18 protein-coding genes are annotated in these 18,418 nt (G+C 71.6%); 8 read left to right on the top strand and 10 right to left on the bottom strand.

The window, feature by feature from the left end:
- Positions 1-9 precede the first annotated feature (9 nt).
- The 5 genes from GLX25_RS03295 to GLX25_RS03275 all read right to left on the bottom strand — a co-directional run bounded on the left by GLX25_RS03295 (position 10) and on the right by GLX25_RS03275 (position 4,193).
- Entirely contained in the window at positions 10-483 is a 474-nt protein-coding gene (locus GLX25_RS03295) for a DUF3237 domain-containing protein (protein WP_166548402.1), read from the bottom strand.
- The gene (locus GLX25_RS03290) at positions 480-965 is read right to left on the bottom strand and encodes a MarR family winged helix-turn-helix transcriptional regulator (protein ID WP_155840788.1); all 486 of its coding nucleotides are present in this window, start codon (positions 963-965) and stop codon (positions 480-482) included. The genes GLX25_RS03295 and GLX25_RS03290 overlap by 4 nt, the downstream gene beginning before the upstream one ends.
- A complete protein-coding gene (locus GLX25_RS03285) occupies positions 962-2,239 on the bottom strand; it encodes a flavin-dependent oxidoreductase (protein ID WP_166548401.1) in 1,278 nt (425 codons plus the stop codon). Before GLX25_RS03285 ends, GLX25_RS03290 begins: the two co-directional genes overlap by 4 nt.
- A gap of 127 nt (positions 2,240-2,366) precedes the next feature.
- Positions 2,367-2,753, bottom strand: a complete 387-nt coding sequence (locus tag GLX25_RS03280; protein ID WP_271192553.1) for a PPOX class F420-dependent oxidoreductase — start codon at positions 2,751-2,753, stop codon at positions 2,367-2,369.
- 162 nt (positions 2,754-2,915) lie between these two features.
- On the bottom strand, positions 2,916-4,193 hold the full coding sequence (locus GLX25_RS03275; protein ID WP_155840786.1) for a cyanophycinase: 1,278 nt from the start codon (positions 4,191-4,193) through the stop codon (positions 2,916-2,918).
- Between the two features lie 226 nt (positions 4,194-4,419).
- On the opposite strand from GLX25_RS03275, the gene GLX25_RS03270 reads away from it, so the two are divergent.
- From GLX25_RS03270 to GLX25_RS03255, 4 genes are all read left to right on the top strand, one after another.
- Positions 4,420-5,814 carry a pyridoxal phosphate-dependent decarboxylase family protein gene (locus GLX25_RS03270; RefSeq protein ID WP_155840785.1) on the top strand — a complete coding sequence of 465 codons (1,395 nt, stop codon included), beginning with the start codon at positions 4,420-4,422 and terminating at the stop codon, positions 5,812-5,814.
- Positions 5,815-5,920: 106 nt separating this feature from the next.
- Positions 5,921-7,063, top strand: coding sequence for a 3-oxoacyl-[acyl-carrier-protein] synthase III C-terminal domain-containing protein (locus GLX25_RS03265; RefSeq protein WP_155840784.1), 1,143 nt, complete (start codon positions 5,921-5,923; stop codon positions 7,061-7,063).
- Positions 7,060-7,797, top strand: a complete 738-nt coding sequence (locus GLX25_RS03260) for an iron-containing redox enzyme family protein (protein ID WP_155840783.1) — start codon at positions 7,060-7,062, stop codon at positions 7,795-7,797. The genes GLX25_RS03265 and GLX25_RS03260 overlap by 4 nt, the downstream gene beginning before the upstream one ends.
- Before the next feature lie 10 nt (positions 7,798-7,807).
- Complete coding sequence (locus GLX25_RS03255; RefSeq protein WP_271192554.1) at positions 7,808-8,719, top strand: DUF6999 family protein; 912 nt, start codon at positions 7,808-7,810, stop codon at positions 8,717-8,719.
- A 219-nt stretch (positions 8,720-8,938) separates the two neighbouring features.
- Here GLX25_RS03255 and GLX25_RS03250 read toward each other — a convergent pair whose 3' ends face one another.
- The 4 genes from GLX25_RS03250 to GLX25_RS03235 are packed head-to-tail and all read right to left on the bottom strand — an operon-like array spanning position 8,939 to position 11,314.
- Entirely contained in the window at positions 8,939-9,703 is a 765-nt protein-coding gene (locus GLX25_RS03250) for an ABC transporter permease (protein ID WP_155840782.1), read from the bottom strand.
- The gene (locus GLX25_RS03245; protein WP_155840781.1) at positions 9,700-10,563 is read right to left on the bottom strand and encodes an ABC transporter ATP-binding protein; all 864 of its coding nucleotides are present in this window, start codon (positions 10,561-10,563) and stop codon (positions 9,700-9,702) included. The genes GLX25_RS03250 and GLX25_RS03245 overlap by 4 nt, the downstream gene beginning before the upstream one ends.
- Complete coding sequence (locus GLX25_RS03240; protein ID WP_155840780.1) at positions 10,560-10,928, bottom strand: DUF1048 domain-containing protein; 369 nt, start codon at positions 10,926-10,928, stop codon at positions 10,560-10,562. The genes GLX25_RS03245 and GLX25_RS03240 overlap by 4 nt, the downstream gene beginning before the upstream one ends.
- 2 nt (positions 10,929-10,930) lie before the next feature.
- Positions 10,931-11,314, bottom strand: a complete 384-nt coding sequence (locus GLX25_RS03235; RefSeq protein ID WP_155840779.1) for a PadR family transcriptional regulator — start codon at positions 11,312-11,314, stop codon at positions 10,931-10,933.
- 298 nt (positions 11,315-11,612) lie between these two features.
- On the opposite strand from GLX25_RS03235, the gene GLX25_RS03230 reads away from it, so the two are divergent.
- Complete coding sequence (locus tag GLX25_RS03230) at positions 11,613-12,521, top strand: lytic transglycosylase domain-containing protein (protein ID WP_155840778.1); 909 nt, start codon at positions 11,613-11,615, stop codon at positions 12,519-12,521.
- 19 nt (positions 12,522-12,540) lie between these two features.
- Here GLX25_RS03230 and GLX25_RS03225 read toward each other — a convergent pair whose 3' ends face one another.
- The gene (locus GLX25_RS03225) at positions 12,541-13,455 is read right to left on the bottom strand and encodes an Lrp/AsnC family transcriptional regulator (protein ID WP_155840777.1); all 915 of its coding nucleotides are present in this window, start codon (positions 13,453-13,455) and stop codon (positions 12,541-12,543) included.
- 250 nt (positions 13,456-13,705) lie between these two features.
- Here GLX25_RS03225 and GLX25_RS03220 point away from each other — a divergent pair, with 250 nt between their 5' ends.
- The 3 genes from GLX25_RS03220 to GLX25_RS03210 are packed head-to-tail and all read left to right on the top strand — an operon-like array spanning position 13,706 to position 18,371.
- Positions 13,706-15,028, top strand: coding sequence for an MFS transporter (locus GLX25_RS03220; protein WP_155840776.1), 1,323 nt, complete (start codon positions 13,706-13,708; stop codon positions 15,026-15,028).
- Positions 15,025-16,734: an amidohydrolase gene (locus GLX25_RS03215; protein ID WP_155840775.1), complete on the top strand. Its 1,710-nt coding sequence runs from the start codon at positions 15,025-15,027 to the stop codon at positions 16,732-16,734. Before GLX25_RS03220 ends, GLX25_RS03215 begins: the two co-directional genes overlap by 4 nt.
- Before the next feature lie 17 nt (positions 16,735-16,751).
- Positions 16,752-18,371 (top strand): thiamine pyrophosphate-binding protein, encoded by a 1,620-nt coding sequence (locus GLX25_RS03210; protein ID WP_205719813.1) that lies wholly within the window; start codon positions 16,752-16,754, stop codon positions 18,369-18,371.
- Positions 18,372-18,418: the final 47 nt, after the last annotated feature.

Here is an 18,418-nt window from a genome sequence, read left to right as displayed (position 1 = left end):
CGTCCGGGATCAGGTCACGCGGTACGCGGTGTACCGGACGGCGTCGGCGTCGCGGATGCAGGACGCGACGAACACCGACCGCTGCAGGTCCGCCAGGTGCGGGGCGGAGGTCTCGACCGTGACGGCGGTGCGGAAGTAGTACGCCGAGGGGTCGACCGGCTCGCCGCGGAGCAGGGACTCGAGCACGGCCGGCTCGCCCGAGCGCACGCCGGCGACCTGGAGGTAGAGCAGGTCGCCGGTGTCGGTGCGCGCGGAGTAGCGTCCGTCGATCTCGAGCGTGCCGTCGGGTCGCACGAGCTGCCAGTCGGCGCCGCCGGGCAGGATCTCGCCGGTGATCGAGCCGGTGATCCGTCCGCCGGTGATCGAGATGACCCGCCGGTGGCCGGCACGGGTCGCGCCGTAGTCGTCGACCGCGCCGACGTGGACGACGACGTCGAAGGCCGCCTCGAGCGCGGGCACCGTGGGAGCGGCACGGTCGGTCACGCTCGCTCCTCCGTCACCGTGGTCTCGGCGGGGCCGTCGCCATGCCGGAGCTCGACCAGGACGTCGCGCAGCCGCTCGAGCGCGGGGAGTGCGGCGTCGAGGGCTTCGAGGTCGTCGACGGGCAGGGCGGATGCCGCGTCCGCGACGATCGCGGCCGAGGCCCGGTCGAAGCGCACGAACAGGTCGAGGGCGTGGGCGGATGCCACCACGTCGACGCCGCGTCCGTCGCCGGCCCGCGGGGTGCGGGCGACGAGGCCGTCGCGTTCCATGCGGTTCAGCAGGTTGCTGACGGTCGGGCGGCCGAGGCCGAGCGACTCGGCGAGTTCGCTCGGCGACAGGGTCGCACCGCGGGGGAGCGCGCGGATGACCTCGATCTGCGCGTCGGGCAGGTCGGGCAGTCCCTCGCGGCGGCGTGCGGCGCCGAGGAGGGCGCGCCGGAGCGGGGAGATGACGGCGGCGAGCCGGGCGGCGTCGAAGCTCATGAGGTCGCCTGCGTCGCGGACGGCCGTCGGGCGGCGGCCTCGACGGTCATCGAGGCCCGCGTGTTGAGCACGTCGGGGTGGAAGCCCGCTGCGCGCTTGTAGGCGGCGGCGATCTCCGCGAGTTCGTCTGCGGGGATCACGTCGTGGATGTCGGCGAAGCCCTCGGGTGCGCGTTCGTACGCGAGCTGCATCACCCGCTCGGGGCCGGTCTGCCGGGTCATCTCGAGCAGCTTCGCGGTCGCCGGACGTCGGTCGGCCTCGTAGGCGTCGAGCGCTGCGGCGATGGTCGGCGCGGTCGCGAGGTGGAACGCGAGGATGCGCGCGTCGAGGATGGCCTGCGACCCGCCGTTCGAGCCGTTCGGGTACATGGCGTGGGCCGCGTCGCCGATGAGGGTGGTGCGGCCGAAGGTCCACTGCGGCAGGGCGTCGCGGTCGACCATCGGGTACTCGAGGATCTCGTCGGCGGCCGCGATCGCGGCGGGCACGTCGAGCCAGTCGAACCGCCAGCCGCGGAACAGCTCGACGATCGGCGCCGGGTCGACTGCGCGGTTCCAGTCGGCGTCGGGCGAGCCCTCGCCGCGACGCTCGGCGATGAAGTTCACCCGCTGCCGGCCCTCCGCGTCGGGCGCGCCCAGCGGGTAGGCGACGAACTTCTGGTCGCCGTCGCCGGCCATGATCATGGTCCGCCCGTCGAGGTAGCCCGGGATCACCGCGGTGCCGCGCCACAGGGTCAGCCCGCTCCACGGCGGCGCGCCCTCGGCGGGGTAGCGGATGGCGCGCAGCGCCGAGTGGATGCCGTCGGCGCCGACCACGACGTCGCCCGTGGCATCCACGTCGCCGGTTTCCGTCTCGAAGGTCGCGGTAGCGGCATCCGCGCCCTCGGACACACCCACCAGGCGGTGCCCGGTCTCGATCACGTCGCCCAGCCGCTCGCGCACCAGGTCGACCAGGGCGAGCTGCAGGCGGCCGCGGTGCACCGAGAGCTGCGGCCACCGGTATCCCGCGTCGAGCCCGCGCGGTTCGGACCAGATCGGCTGACCGTGCCGGTTGTAGTACGCCAGCCGCGACGGCGCGACGCCGAGGGCCTCGATGCGGTCGGCGACGCCGAGCTCGGTGAGCTCGCGCACCGCGTGCGGCAGCAGGTTGATGCCGACCCCGAGACCGCGGATCTCGGGGGCGCGCTCGAAGATGCGGAGGTCGCGGATGCCGGCGGCCTCGAGGCTGAGGGCCGTGGCGAGCCCGGCGATACCGGCTCCGACGATGACGACGTTCACGGTGCTGTGCTCCTGACTGCGCGACCACGTCGGCGCGCAAGAAGTAGTTTTGCATGTGAACTATCGATGTGTCCAGTGCCCGGTCGAGCCGCCGCGCCGCCGCGGCGTACCTGGACCGTGACCGAGCTCAGCCGGCGTCCGCTCGCATGCCCGACGAGCCGAGCACCCGCTCGACGGTCAGCTCGAGCACGATCCGGTTCGGGTTCGGGCGCGGCTGCCGGTACCGCGCCGCGTAGAGTTCGACGGCGAACGCGACCGACCCGGGATCGCTCAGGATGCGGACCGGGCCCTCGAAGCTGATCCACCTCGCGCCGTCCACGGTGTTCACGCTCGCGCGGCCGCTGCGCTCGGCGTTCACGAACTTCTGCGAGCCGCGACTCCCGATCACGCGGACGATGCCGTCGAGGTAGGTGATGCCGACCGGAACCGAGTGGATCCGGCCGTCGCGGCCGAGCGTCGAGAGCGTCGCGAGGTGGCGCTCGGCGAGGAACGCGCGTGCCGCATCGGTGATCACCGGCCCACCCCTCGTGCTCGCGTGCATGGTCGACGCACCAGTCTGCCAGCCTGAGGCCGATGGCCGGGCCTGCACACGAGCGGATGCCGCGGGGCGGGCGCCCCGCGGCATCCGTCGCCTCGGGGGCCGCCGAACCGCCGGCGGCCGACCGCGACCGCGCGCCTACTCGCGGATGAACGAGACTTCGAGGCCTTCGAAGCCGCCCGTCGACCACCAGCGGGTCGCGCTCACGCGGTCGAGGTAGGTGCGGTAGCGCGGGTTGCGCTCCCAGGTCGTGCCCTGGGCGACGTCGGCCGAGCTCTTCACGAGCGCCTTCGCCTGCGCGACCATCGAGTACGTGCCGCCCGAACCGGCCGGCGAGTCCCAGATGTCGCGCTTGAGGTTCGGGCCGCTGCCCGTTCCGGCGCCGGAGCGCTTCGTCGCCGACGCGGTGACGGCGAGGGTCGAGAAGTCGATGCGATCGCCGTTCACGAGGTAATCCCAGCGCACGTACTCGGCCCGGTCCCCGGTGATGGCGGCACCGTACAGGTCGAGGATCGAGACGCCGTTGACGCCGATCACCTCGCCCCGACGCGTGGCGCGGTCGTAGACGAGCGCCGTCGTCTCGTCGACGCCGACGACGAGATCGTGCCCGGTCTCGTCGGCGAGGGCGATCATGCGCGCCTGTCGGCCCCACGTGCCGAAGTGGCTGTCGAGCAGCCCTTCGGTGAAGAAGGCGAAGCCGCCGAACGGCGAGTATGTGAGGTCGTCCGCTCCGACGCCGGTGCCGGCATAGGCCCCGTAGCGCCAGGCCTCGTACGACTCGCCGCCGGTGACCATGTCTGCGCCGTTCTGGATGGTGAGCCCGGCGCTCGAGCCCGCCACCACGCCGCCGGCGTCGAGGACGGACCGGACGGCGCCGAGCACGGGGGTGTCGACGCAGTCCGTGAACGCGTCGCCCGCCGCGGGGGCGCAGTCGAGGAGCGTCTCGACGTAGCGCGACTGGTCGCCGCCGGAGAAGAATACGCCCGTCGAGGCTCGCACCTGGTCGGCGACGGTGGTGCTGTACGCGTTGCCGGGAACGTAGGGGTCGCCCGCGTAGTTCGTCTCGATGTCGATCGGCACGAGGTAGGCGTCGGCTCCGTACTGCTCGAAGAGGTCGCCGTAGTAGAGCCCGTTCGCGGCGGCGTTGCTCTGCGCGGGGTCGCCGGCCTCGGCCGCCGTGGCGGCGGGGACGGATGCGGCGGTGACCACCGCGATGCGCGCACGGGCCGGTCCGGACCCGTCGGGGTCGGCGTCGGCGACGATGCGCTGCAGGATCTGCGCGTTCTCGTTCAGCGCACCGCCGATCAGAATGAGGTTGCCCTCGGCGCCCGCGGCGTGCGCGGGGCCGGTGCCCAGCATGAAGGGGAGCAGGATGGTGCCCGCGGCGATGGTCGCCGCCGTCCGTGGTGTGCGCATGGCACTCCTCTCGTCGTTGAGATTGAGTGGGCTCACGTTACAACCTGCGTTACAGAACGTCTATGCGGAATCTGTATTACATGGATTGGAAGTATCGTCGGCGGTGAAATCGCGCGCCAGGTTCTGCATTCACGCACTGAAACTGCGTCGGGCTGCGCACGATTGCATCTCGTTTGCGCATGAGTCGCAGCTCGCGCACAATCGTTCCCGACCAGATCGGAGCAGCATGACCGAGCGAACCATCCTTTCGTCGCCCACGACGATGCACGAGGTGTCCGAGCACACCACGGATCTCGTGGAGCTCGTGCTCCGCTACGCGCGCGACCGGATCCTGTCGATCGACACCCCGCTCGACCAGTCGATTCCGCCCGTCGACCTGGCACGCCTCGCAGGGCGCAGCATCGACGAGCACGGGATCGGAGCGGAGCGCGCCCTCGCGCGATTCGAGCACGTCCTCGCGCCCGCGTGCATCACCACCGACCATCCGCAGTACCTCTCCTTCATCCCGACCGCGCCGACGAAGGCGGCGGTGGCCTTCGACCTCGTGGTGTCGGCGAGCGCGCTCTACGGAGGATCGTGGCTCGAAGGAGCCGGCGCCGTGTACGCCGAGAACGAGGTGCTCTCGTGGCTCGCGGCCGAGTTCGGCCTGCCCGCCACGGCGGGCGGCGTCTTCGTGCAGGGCGGCACACTCGGCAACCTCTCCGCGCTCGTCGCCGCGCGCGAGCGCGCCCGCGCTGCGCTCGCGCAGTCGGGCGCCGAACCTCCTCGTCGCTGGATCGTCGTGTGCAGCGCCGAGGCGCACTCGTCCATCGCCTCGGCGGCGCGCGTCATGGACGTGGACGTCGTCGCCGTCCCGGCCGGCGAGGACGGCATGCTCCGGGGTGCGGCCGTCCGGGCCGCGATCGAGGAGCACGGGGCATCCGTCTTCGCGGTCGTCGCCACCGCCGGGTCGACGAACTTCGGCATCGTCGACGACCTCGCCTCGATCGCCGCGCTGAAGGACGAGTTCGACGTCTGGCTCCATGTCGACGGCGCGTACGGGCTCGCGGGCATGCTCTCGCCCGCCGCGCGGCACCGCTTCGCCGGCGTCGAGCGGGCGGACTCGGTCATCGTCGACCCCCACAAGTGGTTGTTCGCCCCGTTCGACGCCTGCGCGCTGATCTACCGCGACCCCGAGGCCGGCCGGCGCGCCCACACCCAGCACGCCGAGTACCTCGACACGCTGACCGAGACCAGCGAATGGAGCCCCTCGGACTACGCCGCGCACCTCACGCGACGGGCGCGGGGCCTGCCGCTCTGGTTCTCGCTCGCGACCCACGGCGCGGCCGCCTATCGCGAGGCGGTGACGGCGTCCATCCGCCTCGCCCACGACATCGCCCGGGAGATCGATCGTCGCGAGGGATTCCGGCTCGTCCGCGAACCGCAGCTGTCGGTCGTGGTGTTCGAGCGCGAGGGATGGACGAAGGCGGACTACGCCAGGTGGTCGACGCGCCTGCTCGACGAACAGCACGCGTTCGTCACTCCCAGCTCGCACGGCGGACGGCCCAACACGCGCTTCGCGATCGTGAACCCGCGGACCACCTTCGACCAGCTCACGGCCATCCTCGACACGATGGCGTGATCGCGCACGATGTCGTGTCGCTCGGCGAGTCGCGCCATCACGAGGCCCCGGATGTCACGCCTTCGGGTGCCACGGCCGTGACACCCCCGTGCCCTACTGTCATCCCATGGGCACGACGGCGTCTGCGTACCTCACCGGCTTCGGCCGGTACCTTCCGGGAGATCCGGTCGACAACGACGGCATCGTGGCGCGCCTCGGGGGCGACGACCCGGTGACCGCCCGCATCCGCGGCATGATCCTCGAGCAGAACGGCATCCGGCAGCGGCACTACGCGCTCGACGACGACGGCGAGCCCACCGAGCTGAACGAGGAGCTCGCGGTCAAGGCGCTCCGCGCGGCGCTCGACGACCGCGGCATCCGCCCCGACGACCTGCGCATGCTGGCGACCGCGACGACGATCGGCGACGTGCTCGTGCCCGGCTTCGCGTCGATGGTGCACGGGCGGCTCGGCGGCGGGCCCATGCAGCTGCTGTCGGCGTCGGGCGTGTGCGCCTCGAGCCTGCAGGCGCTCGACGCGGCCGTGAGCAAGGTGAAGCTCGGCGAGCACCCGCGCGTCGCGGTCGTCGGGTCCGAGCTCGCGAGTCGCAGCCTCCGGCAGCGCCGGTTCGACGGCATCCGCGCGGGCATGGACTCCCACTTCCTCCGCTGGATGCTCTCCGACGGAGCGGGCGCCGTGGTCGTCGAGTTCCAGCCCCACCCCGGCCGGCCCTCGCTCCGCGTCGACTGGGTGCGCCACGTCTCGCTCGCGCACGAGCACGACGTCTGCATGCGTGCCGGGATGGACGGGATCGAACCCGAGATCGGGCGCACCTGGCAGGACGTCCGGATCGGCGACGCCGAGGCATCCGGCATGTTCGTGCTCCGGCAGGACGTGAGCGTGCTCGACGACCTCGCCGGCGCGGGCCTCCGCGAGTTCGAGCAGCTCGTCGACATCGGTCTCGTCGACGTGAGCCACCTCGACCACGTCGTCTGCCACTACAGCACGAACGCGTTCCGCGACCTCGCCTTCGACGGACTCCGCAAGCGCATCCCGACGCTCGACACCGACCGCTGGTTCTCGAATCTCGAGACCTGCGGCAACACGGGCGCCGCCAGCATCTTCATCGCCCTCGAGGAGGCGTGGCGCACCGGCCGGTTCGCGCCCGGCGAGACGATCCTGCTCGCCGTCCCCGAATCGGGGCGCTTCTCGTTCGCCTTCGCCCACCTCACCGTGGTCGCCCCACCCGATCAGCAAGGAGCCTCGACATGACGACCGACACGACGACGCCCGCGCCCGCCGAGGCCGAGACCACGACGACGGATGCCTCGGGCGCGGCCTCGCCCGACGGCCCCGCCGCACTCTCCGACCGCCTCGCCGACGTGTGGGTCGAGCTCGAGGAGCGGCTCGACCGGGTGCCGATCCTCCGCGCGCTCGACGAGGGCACCGTGACGATCGACGACTACAGGCGGCTGCTCTTCAACCTGCGCCAGCAGGTCGTCGACGGCTCGCCGTGGATCAGCCGCGCGGCATCCAACTTCGACATCGACCACTTCACGCTGCGCGCGGCGGCGATCAAGCACGCGGAGGAGGAGCACCGCGACTACCTCATGCTCGAGCGCGACTACGTCGCGATCGGCGGGTCGCTCGACGAGCTCCGCGCCGGGCGCAAGAACCTCGGCTCCGAGGCGCTGTCGGGCTACATGTTCACCTACGCCGACCGGCCGAACCCGGTCGGGCTGCTCGGCGCGATGTTCATCATCGAGGGGCTCGGCGCCAAGCGCGCCGCGGGCTGGGCCGCGCGGTTCCAGGAGGTGCTCGGGCTCGCCGACAACCAGGTGCACTTCATGCAGTACCACCAGGAGGCCGACGGGGCGCACACCGGTGACCTCGAGGCGATCCTCGACTCGGGCATCATCGACGACGCGGCCGCCGACGAGATCGTGCGCTGCGCCGAGGTCGTCGCGCGGCTCTACGCGCTGCAGCTCGAAGAGCTGGACCACTGAGGTGTCGAAGGTGCCGAGCCTGCCGAAGGTGCCGAGCCTGCCGAAGGTGCCGAAGGTGCAGGTGCCGCGGGTCCCCGAATACGTCCGCTCCGATCCGAGCATGTGGCAGGCGGTCTACGCCGACCCGTCGGTGCCGCTCGACCGAGCGCTCGTGCGGCAGATCATCAACGACCAGCGCCGGTTGTCGCGCCGCTGGCTCTACCCGATCGCGCGGATCGTCTCGCGCGTGCTCGTCGCGCTCATCTCGATCGTCAAGCGCGTGCTGCCGTTCCGGTGGATGCCGCTGCACACCATGGACGTCCTGTGCGTGTGGTTCCTCCGCCGGTTCGTCTCGCCCGACGCCGTCGACCTGCTGATCCGGCACTTCGTCGTCGAGACGAACCTCGTGAACTTCATCATCCGGAACACCCCGGTCGACATGGAGCCCGTGACGCTCCGGCCCGAGGCCCTTTCCGGGCTCGGCGACCAGGCGGTCGTGGAGCACGACGTCAACGTCTACGACGTGCTCATCGCGCTCGACGACGTGCCGCTGGTGAAGCCCGAGACGCTCGACTTCTCGCAGCTCGACGTGCCGCCGCTCGACGCCGAGCGCGGCCGTCGCCGCTTGCTGCGCCTCGACATCCAGACCGCGCTCTGCTTCATGAACATCCCGTTCTCGATGGCGCTCACGGTCGAGGAGTACCGCCGCGCGGTGCACTCCATCCGCTTCGACGACTCGTTCCTCGAGATCCTCGCGCTCGTCACCGACGACGACACCTTCCGCCACTGGAAGCTCGCGGGCATGAGCCTCTGGATGGACTCCAACGTCGACGTGCCGCGCATGGTCTACCGGCACGCCCTCGTGTGCGAGTACGCGCACGCCCGGCTGGTGAAGCTCGCGGGCGGCGCGTACCCCCGCGACACCGCGGCCGCGTTCGACTGACGCTGCGCGCTCGGCCCGACCTCGGCGCCTCCCTCGGCACCCCGGGCACGCGCATGAGAATCCGGCTGACGGCGTCCTGGCGGGCGCCGAAGCCCGGATTCTCATGCACGAGCCTTCCGGGGTGGGCCGCCCTCCGTCCGGCCGCATGAGAATCCGGTCGATGGTGCCCGGTTGGGACGCATCGGCCGGATTCTCATGCGAATTCAGCTGGGCGAGGAACTACGCCGCCTTGCGCCGGTAGATGCGCATGGCGAGCACGAACGCGACCGCCATGATGCCGACGAGCCACGCGAGCGCGACCCAGATGTCGGTGCCGACGGGCTGGCCGGCGAAGAGCGCGCGCGTCGTGTCGACGATCGAGGTGACCGGCTGGTTCTCGGCGAACCAGGCGACGGGCCCCGGCATCGAGTCGGTCGGCACGAAGGCCGAGCTGATGAACGGCAGGAAGATCAGCGGGTAGCTGAACGCGCTCGCGCCGTCGACGGTCTTCGCCGAGAGGCCCGCGATCACGGCGATCCAGGTCAGCGCGAGCGTGAACAGGACCAGGATGCCGATCACCGCGAGCCACGCGCCCACCGATGCGCCGGTGCGGAAGCCCATGATGAAGGCGACTCCCACGACGATCGCGACCGACACGAGGTTGGCGACGAGCGAGGTGAGCACATGGCCCCAGAGCACGCTCGACCTCGCGATCGGCATCGACTGGAAGCGCTGGAAGATGCCGCCCTGCAGGTCGAGGAACAGCCGGTAGGCCGTGTAGGCCACGCCCGACGCGATCGTGATGAGCAGGATGCCGGGGAGCATGTAGTCGATGTACGACTCCGTGCCGCCGGTCTGGATGGCGCCGCCGAACACGTACACGAACAGCAGCATCAGGGCGATCGGCGTGACCGCCGTGGTGATGATCGTGTCGGGACTGCGGACGATGTGGGTCAGCGACCGCGCCGTGAGGACGCGAGTGTCGCTGAGGACGTGGGTGGTCATCGTGACTCCTTGGTTGATGGCGCGGCGGGGGCGGTGGGCACGGATGCCGCGGGCTCGCCTGCCTGGGCCGGCTCGCCGACCAGGGCGAGGAAGACCTCCTCGAGGCTCGGCTGCTTCTCGACGTACTCGACCTTCGCGGCCGGCAGCAGCCGCTTGAGTTCGGCGAGCGTGCCGTTCCGGATGATCACGCCCTCGTGCAGGATCGCGATCCGGTCGGCGAGCTGCTCGGCCTCGTCGAGGTACTGGGTGGTCAGCAGGACGGTGGTGCCGCCATCCGCCAGGGCCTTGACGGTCTGCCAGACCTCGATGCGCGCCTGCGGGTCGAGCCCGGTCGTCGGCTCGTCGAGGAACACGACCGGCGGGTCGCCGATCAGGCTCATCGCGATGTCGAGGCGCCGGCGCATGCCGCCCGAGTACGTCGCCGCCCGGCGGTCGCCGGCGTCGGTCAGCGAGAAACGCGCGAGCAGGTCGTCGGCGATGCGCCCCGGGTCCTTCTGGTGGCGGAGCCGCGCGACGAGCACGAGGTTCTCGCGGCCCGTGAGCACCTCGTCGACCGCCGCGAACTGCCCGGTGAGGCTGATCGAGCGGCGCACGTCGCCGGGGGAGTCCGCGACATCGAACCCCTCGACGGTGGCGGTGCCGGCGTCGGACTTCATCAGCGTCGACAGGATGTTCACGAGCGTCGTCTTGCCGGCGCCGTTCGAGCCGAGCAGGGCGAAGATGCTGCCCTTCGCCACGTCGAAGTCGACGGCCTTCAACACCTGGAGGTCCTTGAACGACTTCTCGACGCCCTGCACGCGGATGGCCGGTGCGGCCGGTGCGCCTGGCCGCGAAGCGGCGGGTTGCGTTGCGGTGGTCATCGCTCGTCCTTCCCCTCGAGTTCCTCGATGGTCCTGGTCAGTCGGTTGCGCTCCTTGTCGATCCAGCGCTTTCCGACGTAGGCCTCGGTGAAGGCCTCGGCGAAGGCGACCGGGTCGTCGCCGACGATGTCGCTCACGGGCGTCTCGTCGGCCGCCGCGCGCTCCCAGAGGTCGGCGAAGTCGCCGAGCATCGTGACGAGGGTGTCGCCGTCGGTGATGCCCCCGTTGACCATGAAGTACCGCTCGAACGCCTTCGCGGCGGCGGCGTAGGGCTCGGGGAGCGCGGCGACGCGCGCCTTGTACTGCCGGTACTGCTTCTTCTGCTCGAGCGAACCCGTGAGCGCTTCGATCCACTTCGCGGCCATGGTCACTTCTCCTCTTCGTGGGACTGGTGTGATTCGGGGAGCTCGTCGGCTCCGGGGAACTGCTGGAGGTCGTGGAGCTGTTCGATGCGTGCGGCGAGGAAGCTCCACGTGCTCCAGAACTCGTCGAGCGAGTCGCGGCCCCGGGCGTTCAGGGAGTACACCTTGCGCGGTGGCCCCTTCTCGGACGGCACCTTCTCGACGTCGACGAGCCCGCGCTGCTCGATGCGCACGAGCAGGGCGTAGATGGTGCCCTCGGCGATGTCGGTGAAGCCCTGCTCGCGCAGCCACGAGGTGATCTCGTAGCCGTACGCCGGCCTGCCGGACAGGATCGCCAGGACGATGCCCTCGAGCGTGCCCTTCAGCATCTCGGTCGCCTGCTTGCCCATCGCCGCTCCTCGACTATTCAGTGTTGCTGAGTACCGGTACATAGTAAGCATGAGTACCGGTAGATAGCAACACTGAATACCGAATCGGTGACGGATGCCCCGGGGCCGGATGCCCCAGGGCCGGATGCCCCAGGGCCGGATGCCTCGCCGCCGGACGTACGGCACCTTCTCAGGCGGAGGCCCGCGGTCCGCGAGTAGCCTGAACGGGCGGGTCGCGGCGCGATGCTCCGGCACACGGCGACGAGGCCGACCCGGCGGGCACGTACGACGATCCACCGCCCGAACGGAGCTGCGACCGATGACCTGGGACGACGACGAATCCGCCGGCGATCGCCGGCGCGATCCGGGTCGGCGCGCGTCCGGGCGCGAGATCCTGCTCCAGGTCGCGGGCTACGTCGGCCTCGTGACCGCGGTCGTCGTCCTGGTGGTCGGCGCGGTCGTCGCCGTGACCGTCTGGGGTGTCGCGGCGAAGCCCGGCGGGTTCGCCGCGCCGTCGGCATCGGGGCGCGGTGCGCCGCTCCCGCCGGTGAGCGCGGCACCGGCCGACGGGGGAACCGAGGTCGGCGCGCAGGTCGAGGCGGCCGACGACCCGAACGAGTTGACCGGGTCCGAGGTCGCGCCCCTCGTGGAGCCGGAGGCCGAGGCCGCACCCGTCGTCGAGGGCGACTGGCTGTCGGTCGTGTCCGACGCCACGGGCATCCCCGCCCGTGCGCTGTCGGCCTATGCGCTCGCACACATCTCGATCGCCGCGGAGGAGCCCACGTGCGGCGTCGACTGGACGACGATCGCGGCGATCGGCGCGGTCGAGTCGGGGCACGGCAGCCACGGCGACTCGGTGCTCGGCGCCGACGGGCTGGTCCAGCCGAAGATCCTCGGCCCGGCGCTCGACGGCGACGGGGTGGCCGCCATCCACGACACCGACGGCGGCGCCCTCGACGGCGACGTGACCTGGGACCGCGCGGTCGGGCCGATGCAGTTCATCCCCTCGACCTGGGCGCAGTGGGGCGCCGACGCGAACGGCGACGGCGTCGCCGACCCGAGCCAGATCGACGACGCCGCGTACGCCGCCGCCCGCTACCTGTGCGCGTCGGGCCCGATGACCACGCCGGAGGGCTGGCGTGCGGCCGTCTTCTCGTACAACCACCTCGACTCGTACGTCGACAAGGTGGCGCGCATAGCGAACGGCTACGCCGACGCGCTCGGCTAGCGTCGGCGCGAGTGGCGCCTCAGCGCCCGCGCGCCGCGACCACGTCCGCGGCGCTCAGCGTCCGCGCGTAGTCCTCCTTCAGCACCGCCAGGTGGAACCAGGCCTCCGTGTGGCTGACGCCGGGGAGGGCTCGGATGCGCTCGAGGCTCGCGTAGAGGGCGCCGGCCGACGGTTCGACGAGCGTCATGATCACGTCGAAGCGTCCGAGCGACCGCGCCGCGAAGTCGACGCCCCGCCAGGCGCGGATCGCGTCGATCACCGTGTCGTCGTCGCCGGCGAGGTTGAGGCCGACGCCGAGCGAGAGCTGCCGCTGCGCGAGCCCGCGCGCCTCGACGGCGCTGATCTTGATGACGCCGCTCGACACGAGCCGCTCGACCCGGGTCGCGACGGCCGAGGGAGACAGGCGCACGACCTCCCCGAGCGTGCGGAAGCTCGCGCGTCCGTCGCGCTGCAGCTGTTCGATCAGCGCGGCGTCGGTCGCGTCGATGCGGATGCCGCCGCGATAGTCCGAGACGAAGAACCCCTTGATCACGGTCGAGTAGATGAGCGTGTTGATGTCGACGACCCGGGGCAGCGCGCGGATCTGCGCCAGGAGCTGGTGGAGCGCGGGCATCGAGCCGACGCGGATCTCGGTCACGAGGTCGTGCACGCCGCCGACCGCCGAGACGAGGACGGTCTCGTCGAGGGCGCGCAGGTGCTCGGCCACGGGCCCGGCGCCGCCGTCGGTGCGGATGGAGACGTGCGCGAGCACGTGCTGCCCGAGGAACTCCGGATCGACCGCGGCGACGACGCGCACGGTCTCGTCCGCGAGCATCGCGCGCAACCGCGCGGAGACTGCGGCGCGCGACTGGCCGAGGGCGGCCGCCAGGTCGTGGATGCTCGCGCGACCGTCGTCCTGCAGGGCCCGGACGAGGTCGGCGTCGAAGTTCACCATGCCGGCCCCGATTCGCCGAGATACCGTCGATCGCTCGCACAGGTGGACATATCCGCAGTCTAGACACTTCGAGAGAGGACGCGAAGCGTCGAATGCGCGCGTTCGAGCGCAGAACTCCAGCGGATGCAACAGTCCGCTGGAGTTCCGCAGTTGCCGCGCCCGGCATCCGCTCGTAGCATCCAACGCGTCGCCCCGCCGAATCGGCACCGCCCGAACGGCACCCAACCCACCCATCCGCAAAGGAGCGGTCATGACCTCAACGCACAGCCGAGCCAGGCGCGCCGGCGTCGCGGCGTTCGTCGGCACCACGATCGAGTGGTACGACTTCTACGTCTACGCCACCGCGGCGGCCCTCGTCTTCGGGCCGCTCTTCTTCCCGAGCGAGGATCCGCTCGCCGAGACCGCGGCCGCGTTCGCCACGTTCGCCATCGCGTTCCTCGTCCGGCCGTTCGGCGGCATCCTGTTCGGTCACATCGGCGACAAGCTCGGCCGCCGCGTCTCGCTCGTCATCACGCTGCTCCTCATGGGCGTCGCGACCGTGCTCGTCGGCTGCCTCCCGACCTACGAGACCATCGGCATCATGGCGCCGATCCTGCTGATCCTGCTGCGGGCGCTGCAGGGCCTCGCGGTCGGCGGCGAGTGGGGCGGCGCGGTGCTCATGAGCGTCGAGCACGCCCCCGAGAAGTCGAAGACGTTCTACGGCGGCTTCACGCAGCTCGGCAACCCCGCCGGCGCGTTGCTCGCCTCGGGCGTGTTCGCGATCATGTCCCGCTTCGGCGACGACTTCATCCTGAACGGCGGATGGCGCATCCCGTTCCTGCTCTCGATCGTCCTCATCGGCGTCGGCCTCTGGGTGCGGTACCGGGTCGAGGAGTCGCCCGTGTTCGAGCAGAAGATCGAGGGCCGCAAGCAGTCGATGCCGCTCGCGTTCGCGCTGCGGAACAACTGGAGGCCGATCCTCCTCGGCATCGGCCTGCTGCCGATCTCGACGGGCGGCTACTACCTCGCCACGACCTTCGCCACGGCCTACGCCACGGGCGAGCCGATCTCGATCAACGCGCAGGTCATCCTCGACGCGATGACGATCGCCTCCTTCATCGAGTTCGTCGTGACCCTGCCCGTCGCCTGGCTCGGCGACAAGTGGGGCCGGAAGAACATCATGTACCTCGGCCTGCTGACCTCGGTCCTGACGTTCGCGCCGTTCATGCTGATCCTGCCGGGTCGAGTCGAGCCGCTCATCTTCCTGTTCGCCTCGCTCGTCCGCATCGCGATGAGCGCGACCTACGCGCCGATCGCCGCGATCCTCGCGCAGATGTTCCGGCCGCAGGCCCGGTACACCTCGATCGCGCTGTCGTACGGCGTCGGTGCGGCGATCTGGGCCGGCTTCTCGCCGTGGTTCGCGACGCAGCTCATCGCGTGGACGGGCGACATCTGGTCGGTCATCGCCATGTTCACCGGCATGGCCGTGCTCGCCGCGATCTGCACGAGGCTCGCGCCGCAGCACTCCGACGAGGCGCCCGCGACGGCGTCGTTCACCGCCCGCACCGACACCACGGGGATCCGCCAGCCATGAGGAAACTCGCCGCCTTCGACCGGCCCGACCAGGCCGCACCCCGGATCATCACGGCACGCGCCATCCACGCCGTCGACGACGCGTCGACCACGGCCACGGCGATGCTGCTCGACCGCGGACGCATCCTCGCCATCGGCTCGACGGCCGACTGCGAGGCCGCGGCCGGCGCCGCCGGGCTGGCGCCCGAGCGCGTCGACCTCGGCGACGCGGTCGTGGTCCCCGGGTTCGTCGACGCCCACGCGCATCCGCTCATGTACGGGCAGATGATGACCTGGGTCGACTGCGGGCCGGCGAAGGCGGCGAGCATCCCCGAGATCGTGGCACTGCTGACGGATGCCGCGGCCGGCCTTCCCGCCGGGCGCCCGGTGCGGGGCTACGGGTACGAGCACCGCAACCTCGCCGAGGGGCGGCACCCGACGCGGTTCGAGCTCGACGCGGTCGCGACCGACCGCGAGGTGTACCTCATGAACGCCTCCGGCCACGGCGGCGTCGTGAACTCCTTCACGCTCGAGCAGGGCGGCGTCGACCGCGAGACGCCCAACCCTCCCGGCGGCGAGTTCTTCCGCGACGCCGACGGTGAGCTCACGGGCGAGCTGTCGGATGCCGCGTGCAACATCCTCACGGGCGTGCACGGCGTGAACGTCGGCCACCACGGCCCGAACTTCCACCTCGCCGACGAGCCCGAGGAGCACCTCCGCCAGCTCGACGCCGCGACGCAGCGGTTCCTCGCGGGCGGCGTCACCACGATCGGCGACGCGCAGGTGTCGCGCCGCGAGTTCGATATGTACCTGCGGCTCGCCGAGGTGGGCCGGCTCGAGCTGCGCGTCTCGATGTACCTGCTCTCGCACCTGCTCGACGATGCCCTCGAGATGGGGCTCGTCGGCCAGTTCGGCAACGCCCACCTGAGCTTCGCGGGCATCAAGTTCTACGCCGACGGCACGCTCGGCGGATGGACCGCGTACTTCCCCGACGGCTACGTCGGCGACCCGTGCCGCACCGGACAGCTCTACCACGAGCCCGCCGCGTACGCGGAGCTCATCCGCAAGGCGCACGCCGCCGGACTGCAGACCGCGACGCACGCGCAGTCGCCGACCGCGATCGAGATGGTCGTCTCGGCGATCGAGGCCGCCCTCGCGGAGCGGCCCGACGACGACGCGCGTCACCGCATCGAGCACTGCGGCCTGCCGAGCGGCGAGCAGATCGAGCGGATGGCGGCAGCCGGCATCCGCCCGGTGAACCAGCCGCAGCACTACTACAACTGGGGCGAGGGCGTCGAGGACGCGATCGGCACCCCGGGCGAGCGGTTCAACCCGCTCGGCGAGTTCGAGCGCGCGGGCGTGCCCATGACGATCTCGTCGGACGCGCCCGTCGCCGACCCGATCCCGCTCGAGGCGATCCAGGCCGCCGTGACGCGGGTGACCCGCCGCGGCAATTCGCTGGGGCCCGACGACCTGCGGATCTCGGCGCTCGTCGCGCTGCGCGCGCACACCTACGAGGGCGCCGTCTCGATCGGGCGCGAGGACGACCTCGGCTCGCTCGAGGTCGGCAAGTACGCCGACTTCGCGGTGCTCGCGGGCGACCCGCTGACGGTCGAGCCCGAGCGGATCGCGGAGATCGCGGTGCTCCAGACCTGGGTCGGGGGCGAACCGCGGTACGTGCTGGAGAACGCACCGACGGCGGCGCTGAAGGAGGCGGTCCCGGTATGAACGAGGCGATGGCGATCATGGACGATGCACGCGACGACACGGCCGAGCGATACGCCGACACCGCGGGACGGGCGGTCCTCGAGACCATCCGCGCCTACGGCGTGACGACGATCTTCGGCATCCCGGGCACGCACAACCTCGAGTTCTACCGGCCGCTCGCCGACCTCGGCATCCACGCCGTGACTAACCGGCACGAGCAGGGCTCCGGCTACGGGGCGGACGGCTGGGCGCAGCAGACGGGACTGCCCGGGGTCGTGATCACGACCTCCGGACCGGCCCTGCAGAACGCGATGAGCGCGATCGGCACCGCGTTCTGCGAGTCGCGACCGCTCCTCGTCCTCTCCCCGGGCGTCCCGCTCGGCGACGAGTTCCGCGACGTCGGCACGCTGCACGAGACGAAGGACGCCTCGGCCATGGTCGGCGCCATCGCCGAGTGGTCGCGCCGGGTGACGAGTGCCGTCGAGGCCGTCGAGGCCGTGCACGACGCGTTCGAGCTGTTCCGCACCGGGCGCCCGCGCCCGGTCCACATCGAGATCCCGCTCGACGTGCTCGAGGCGCCGGCCGATGTGCCCGCCGACGCGCGGGCGGCGCGCCCGGCGCCCGCACCGGAGCGCGGCGAGGCTGCGGCGGTCCGTTCGGCCGCCGACCTGCTCGCCGGAGCCGAGTCGCCGGTCATCATCGCCGGCGGCGGAGCGACGCGCGCCGTGCGCGAGGTCACCGCGCTCGCCGAACGCCTCGGCGCCCCGGTGCTGACCACGCTGAACGGCAAGGGCGCGCTCGACGAGCACCACTCGCTCTCCCTCGGCTCGAACCTCCGGCTCGCCGCGGCCCGTGAGGTCGCCGAGTCCGCCGACGTGCTCGTCGTCATCGGCTCCAAGCTCGGCGAGGCCGAGCTGTGGGCGCCGCGACTCGAAGCGCGCGGACGGGTCATCCGCATCGACCGCTCGGCGGCCCAGCTTCACAAGAACCTCGAGGCGACCGTCGGCATCGTCGGCGACACCGCCGCGGTGCTCGGCGAGCTGCTCGCCGCGCTGCCCGATGACGCACGCCCTGCGCCCGACCTCGCCGTGGCCCGCCGGGCGATCGCCGATGAGGTCCGGGCGACCGCTCCCGGCGACGTCGCGCTCGCCGAGCGCATCGCCGACGCGCTGCCCGCCGACGCGATCGTCGCGGGGGACTCGTCGCAGATCGTCTACCTCGCACTCGCCAACGTGCTCCGCCGGTCGAGCCCCCACTCGCTGCTCTACACGCCGACCTACGCGACGCTCGGCTACGGCCTGCCCGCCGCGATCGGCGCGCGCGTCGCCGCGCCGCACCGCCCGGTGGTCGCCGTGCTCGGCGACGGCGCGCTCATGTTCGCCGTCAACGAGCTGATGACCGCGGTCGAGCAGCGCCTCGACCTGACGATCGTGTGCGTCGACAACGGCGGCTACGCCGAGATCAAGCAGAACGAGCTCGACCGCGGCATCCACCCGATCGGCGTCGACCTGGCACAGCCCGACTGGGCCGCCCTCGCGACCGCCTTCGGCGCGACCGGGGTGCGCGTCGACGACGTCGACCGGCTCGGCGACGCGATCCGCGACGCGATCGCCGCTGGCGGCGTCCGGCTCGTGCACGCCCGGCAGCCGCGCGGCTGACCTCGCGCCCACCAGACCTCCGACTCCCGCACTTCGAAAGGACTCGA

The sequence above is a fragment of the Agromyces luteolus genome, from assembly GCF_009729855.1.
Taxonomy (GTDB): Bacteria; Actinomycetota; Actinomycetes; order Actinomycetales; family Microbacteriaceae; genus Agromyces; species Agromyces luteolus.
Note: the sequence above shows the minus strand (reverse complement) of the source record. Positions and strands in the feature narration are given on the sequence as shown.

Excerpts from the sequence above, each read along its gene's own strand:
- GLX25_RS03290 (WP_155840788.1), bottom strand. The coding sequence starts at position 965 with ATGAGCTTCGACGCCGCCCGGCTCGCCGCCGTCATCTCCCCGCTCCGG.
- GLX25_RS03275 (WP_155840786.1), bottom strand. The coding sequence starts at position 4,193 with ATGCGCACACCACGGACGGCGGCGACCATCGCCGCGGGCACCATCCTG.
- GLX25_RS03270 (WP_155840785.1), top strand. The coding sequence starts at position 4,420 with ATGACCGAGCGAACCATCCTTTCGTCGCCCACGACGATGCACGAGGTG.
- GLX25_RS03265 (WP_155840784.1), top strand. The coding sequence starts at position 5,921 with ATGGGCACGACGGCGTCTGCGTACCTCACCGGCTTCGGCCGGTACCTT.
- GLX25_RS03260 (WP_155840783.1), top strand. The coding sequence starts at position 7,060 with ATGACGACCGACACGACGACGCCCGCGCCCGCCGAGGCCGAGACCACG.
- GLX25_RS03250 (WP_155840782.1), bottom strand. The coding sequence starts at position 9,703 with ATGACCACCCACGTCCTCAGCGACACTCGCGTCCTCACGGCGCGGTCG.
- GLX25_RS03245 (WP_155840781.1), bottom strand. The coding sequence starts at position 10,563 with ATGACCACCGCAACGCAACCCGCCGCTTCGCGGCCAGGCGCACCGGCC.
- GLX25_RS03240 (WP_155840780.1), bottom strand. The coding sequence starts at position 10,928 with ATGGCCGCGAAGTGGATCGAAGCGCTCACGGGTTCGCTCGAGCAGAAG.
- GLX25_RS03235 (WP_155840779.1), bottom strand. The coding sequence starts at position 11,314 with ATGGGCAAGCAGGCGACCGAGATGCTGAAGGGCACGCTCGAGGGCATC.
- GLX25_RS03230 (WP_155840778.1), top strand. The coding sequence starts at position 11,613 with ATGACCTGGGACGACGACGAATCCGCCGGCGATCGCCGGCGCGATCCG.
- GLX25_RS03225 (WP_155840777.1), bottom strand. The coding sequence starts at position 13,455 with ATGGTGAACTTCGACGCCGACCTCGTCCGGGCCCTGCAGGACGACGGT.
- GLX25_RS03220 (WP_155840776.1), top strand. The coding sequence starts at position 13,706 with ATGACCTCAACGCACAGCCGAGCCAGGCGCGCCGGCGTCGCGGCGTTC.
- GLX25_RS03215 (WP_155840775.1), top strand. The coding sequence starts at position 15,025 with ATGAGGAAACTCGCCGCCTTCGACCGGCCCGACCAGGCCGCACCCCGG.
- GLX25_RS03210 (WP_205719813.1), top strand. The coding sequence starts at position 16,752 with ATGGACGATGCACGCGACGACACGGCCGAGCGATACGCCGACACCGCG.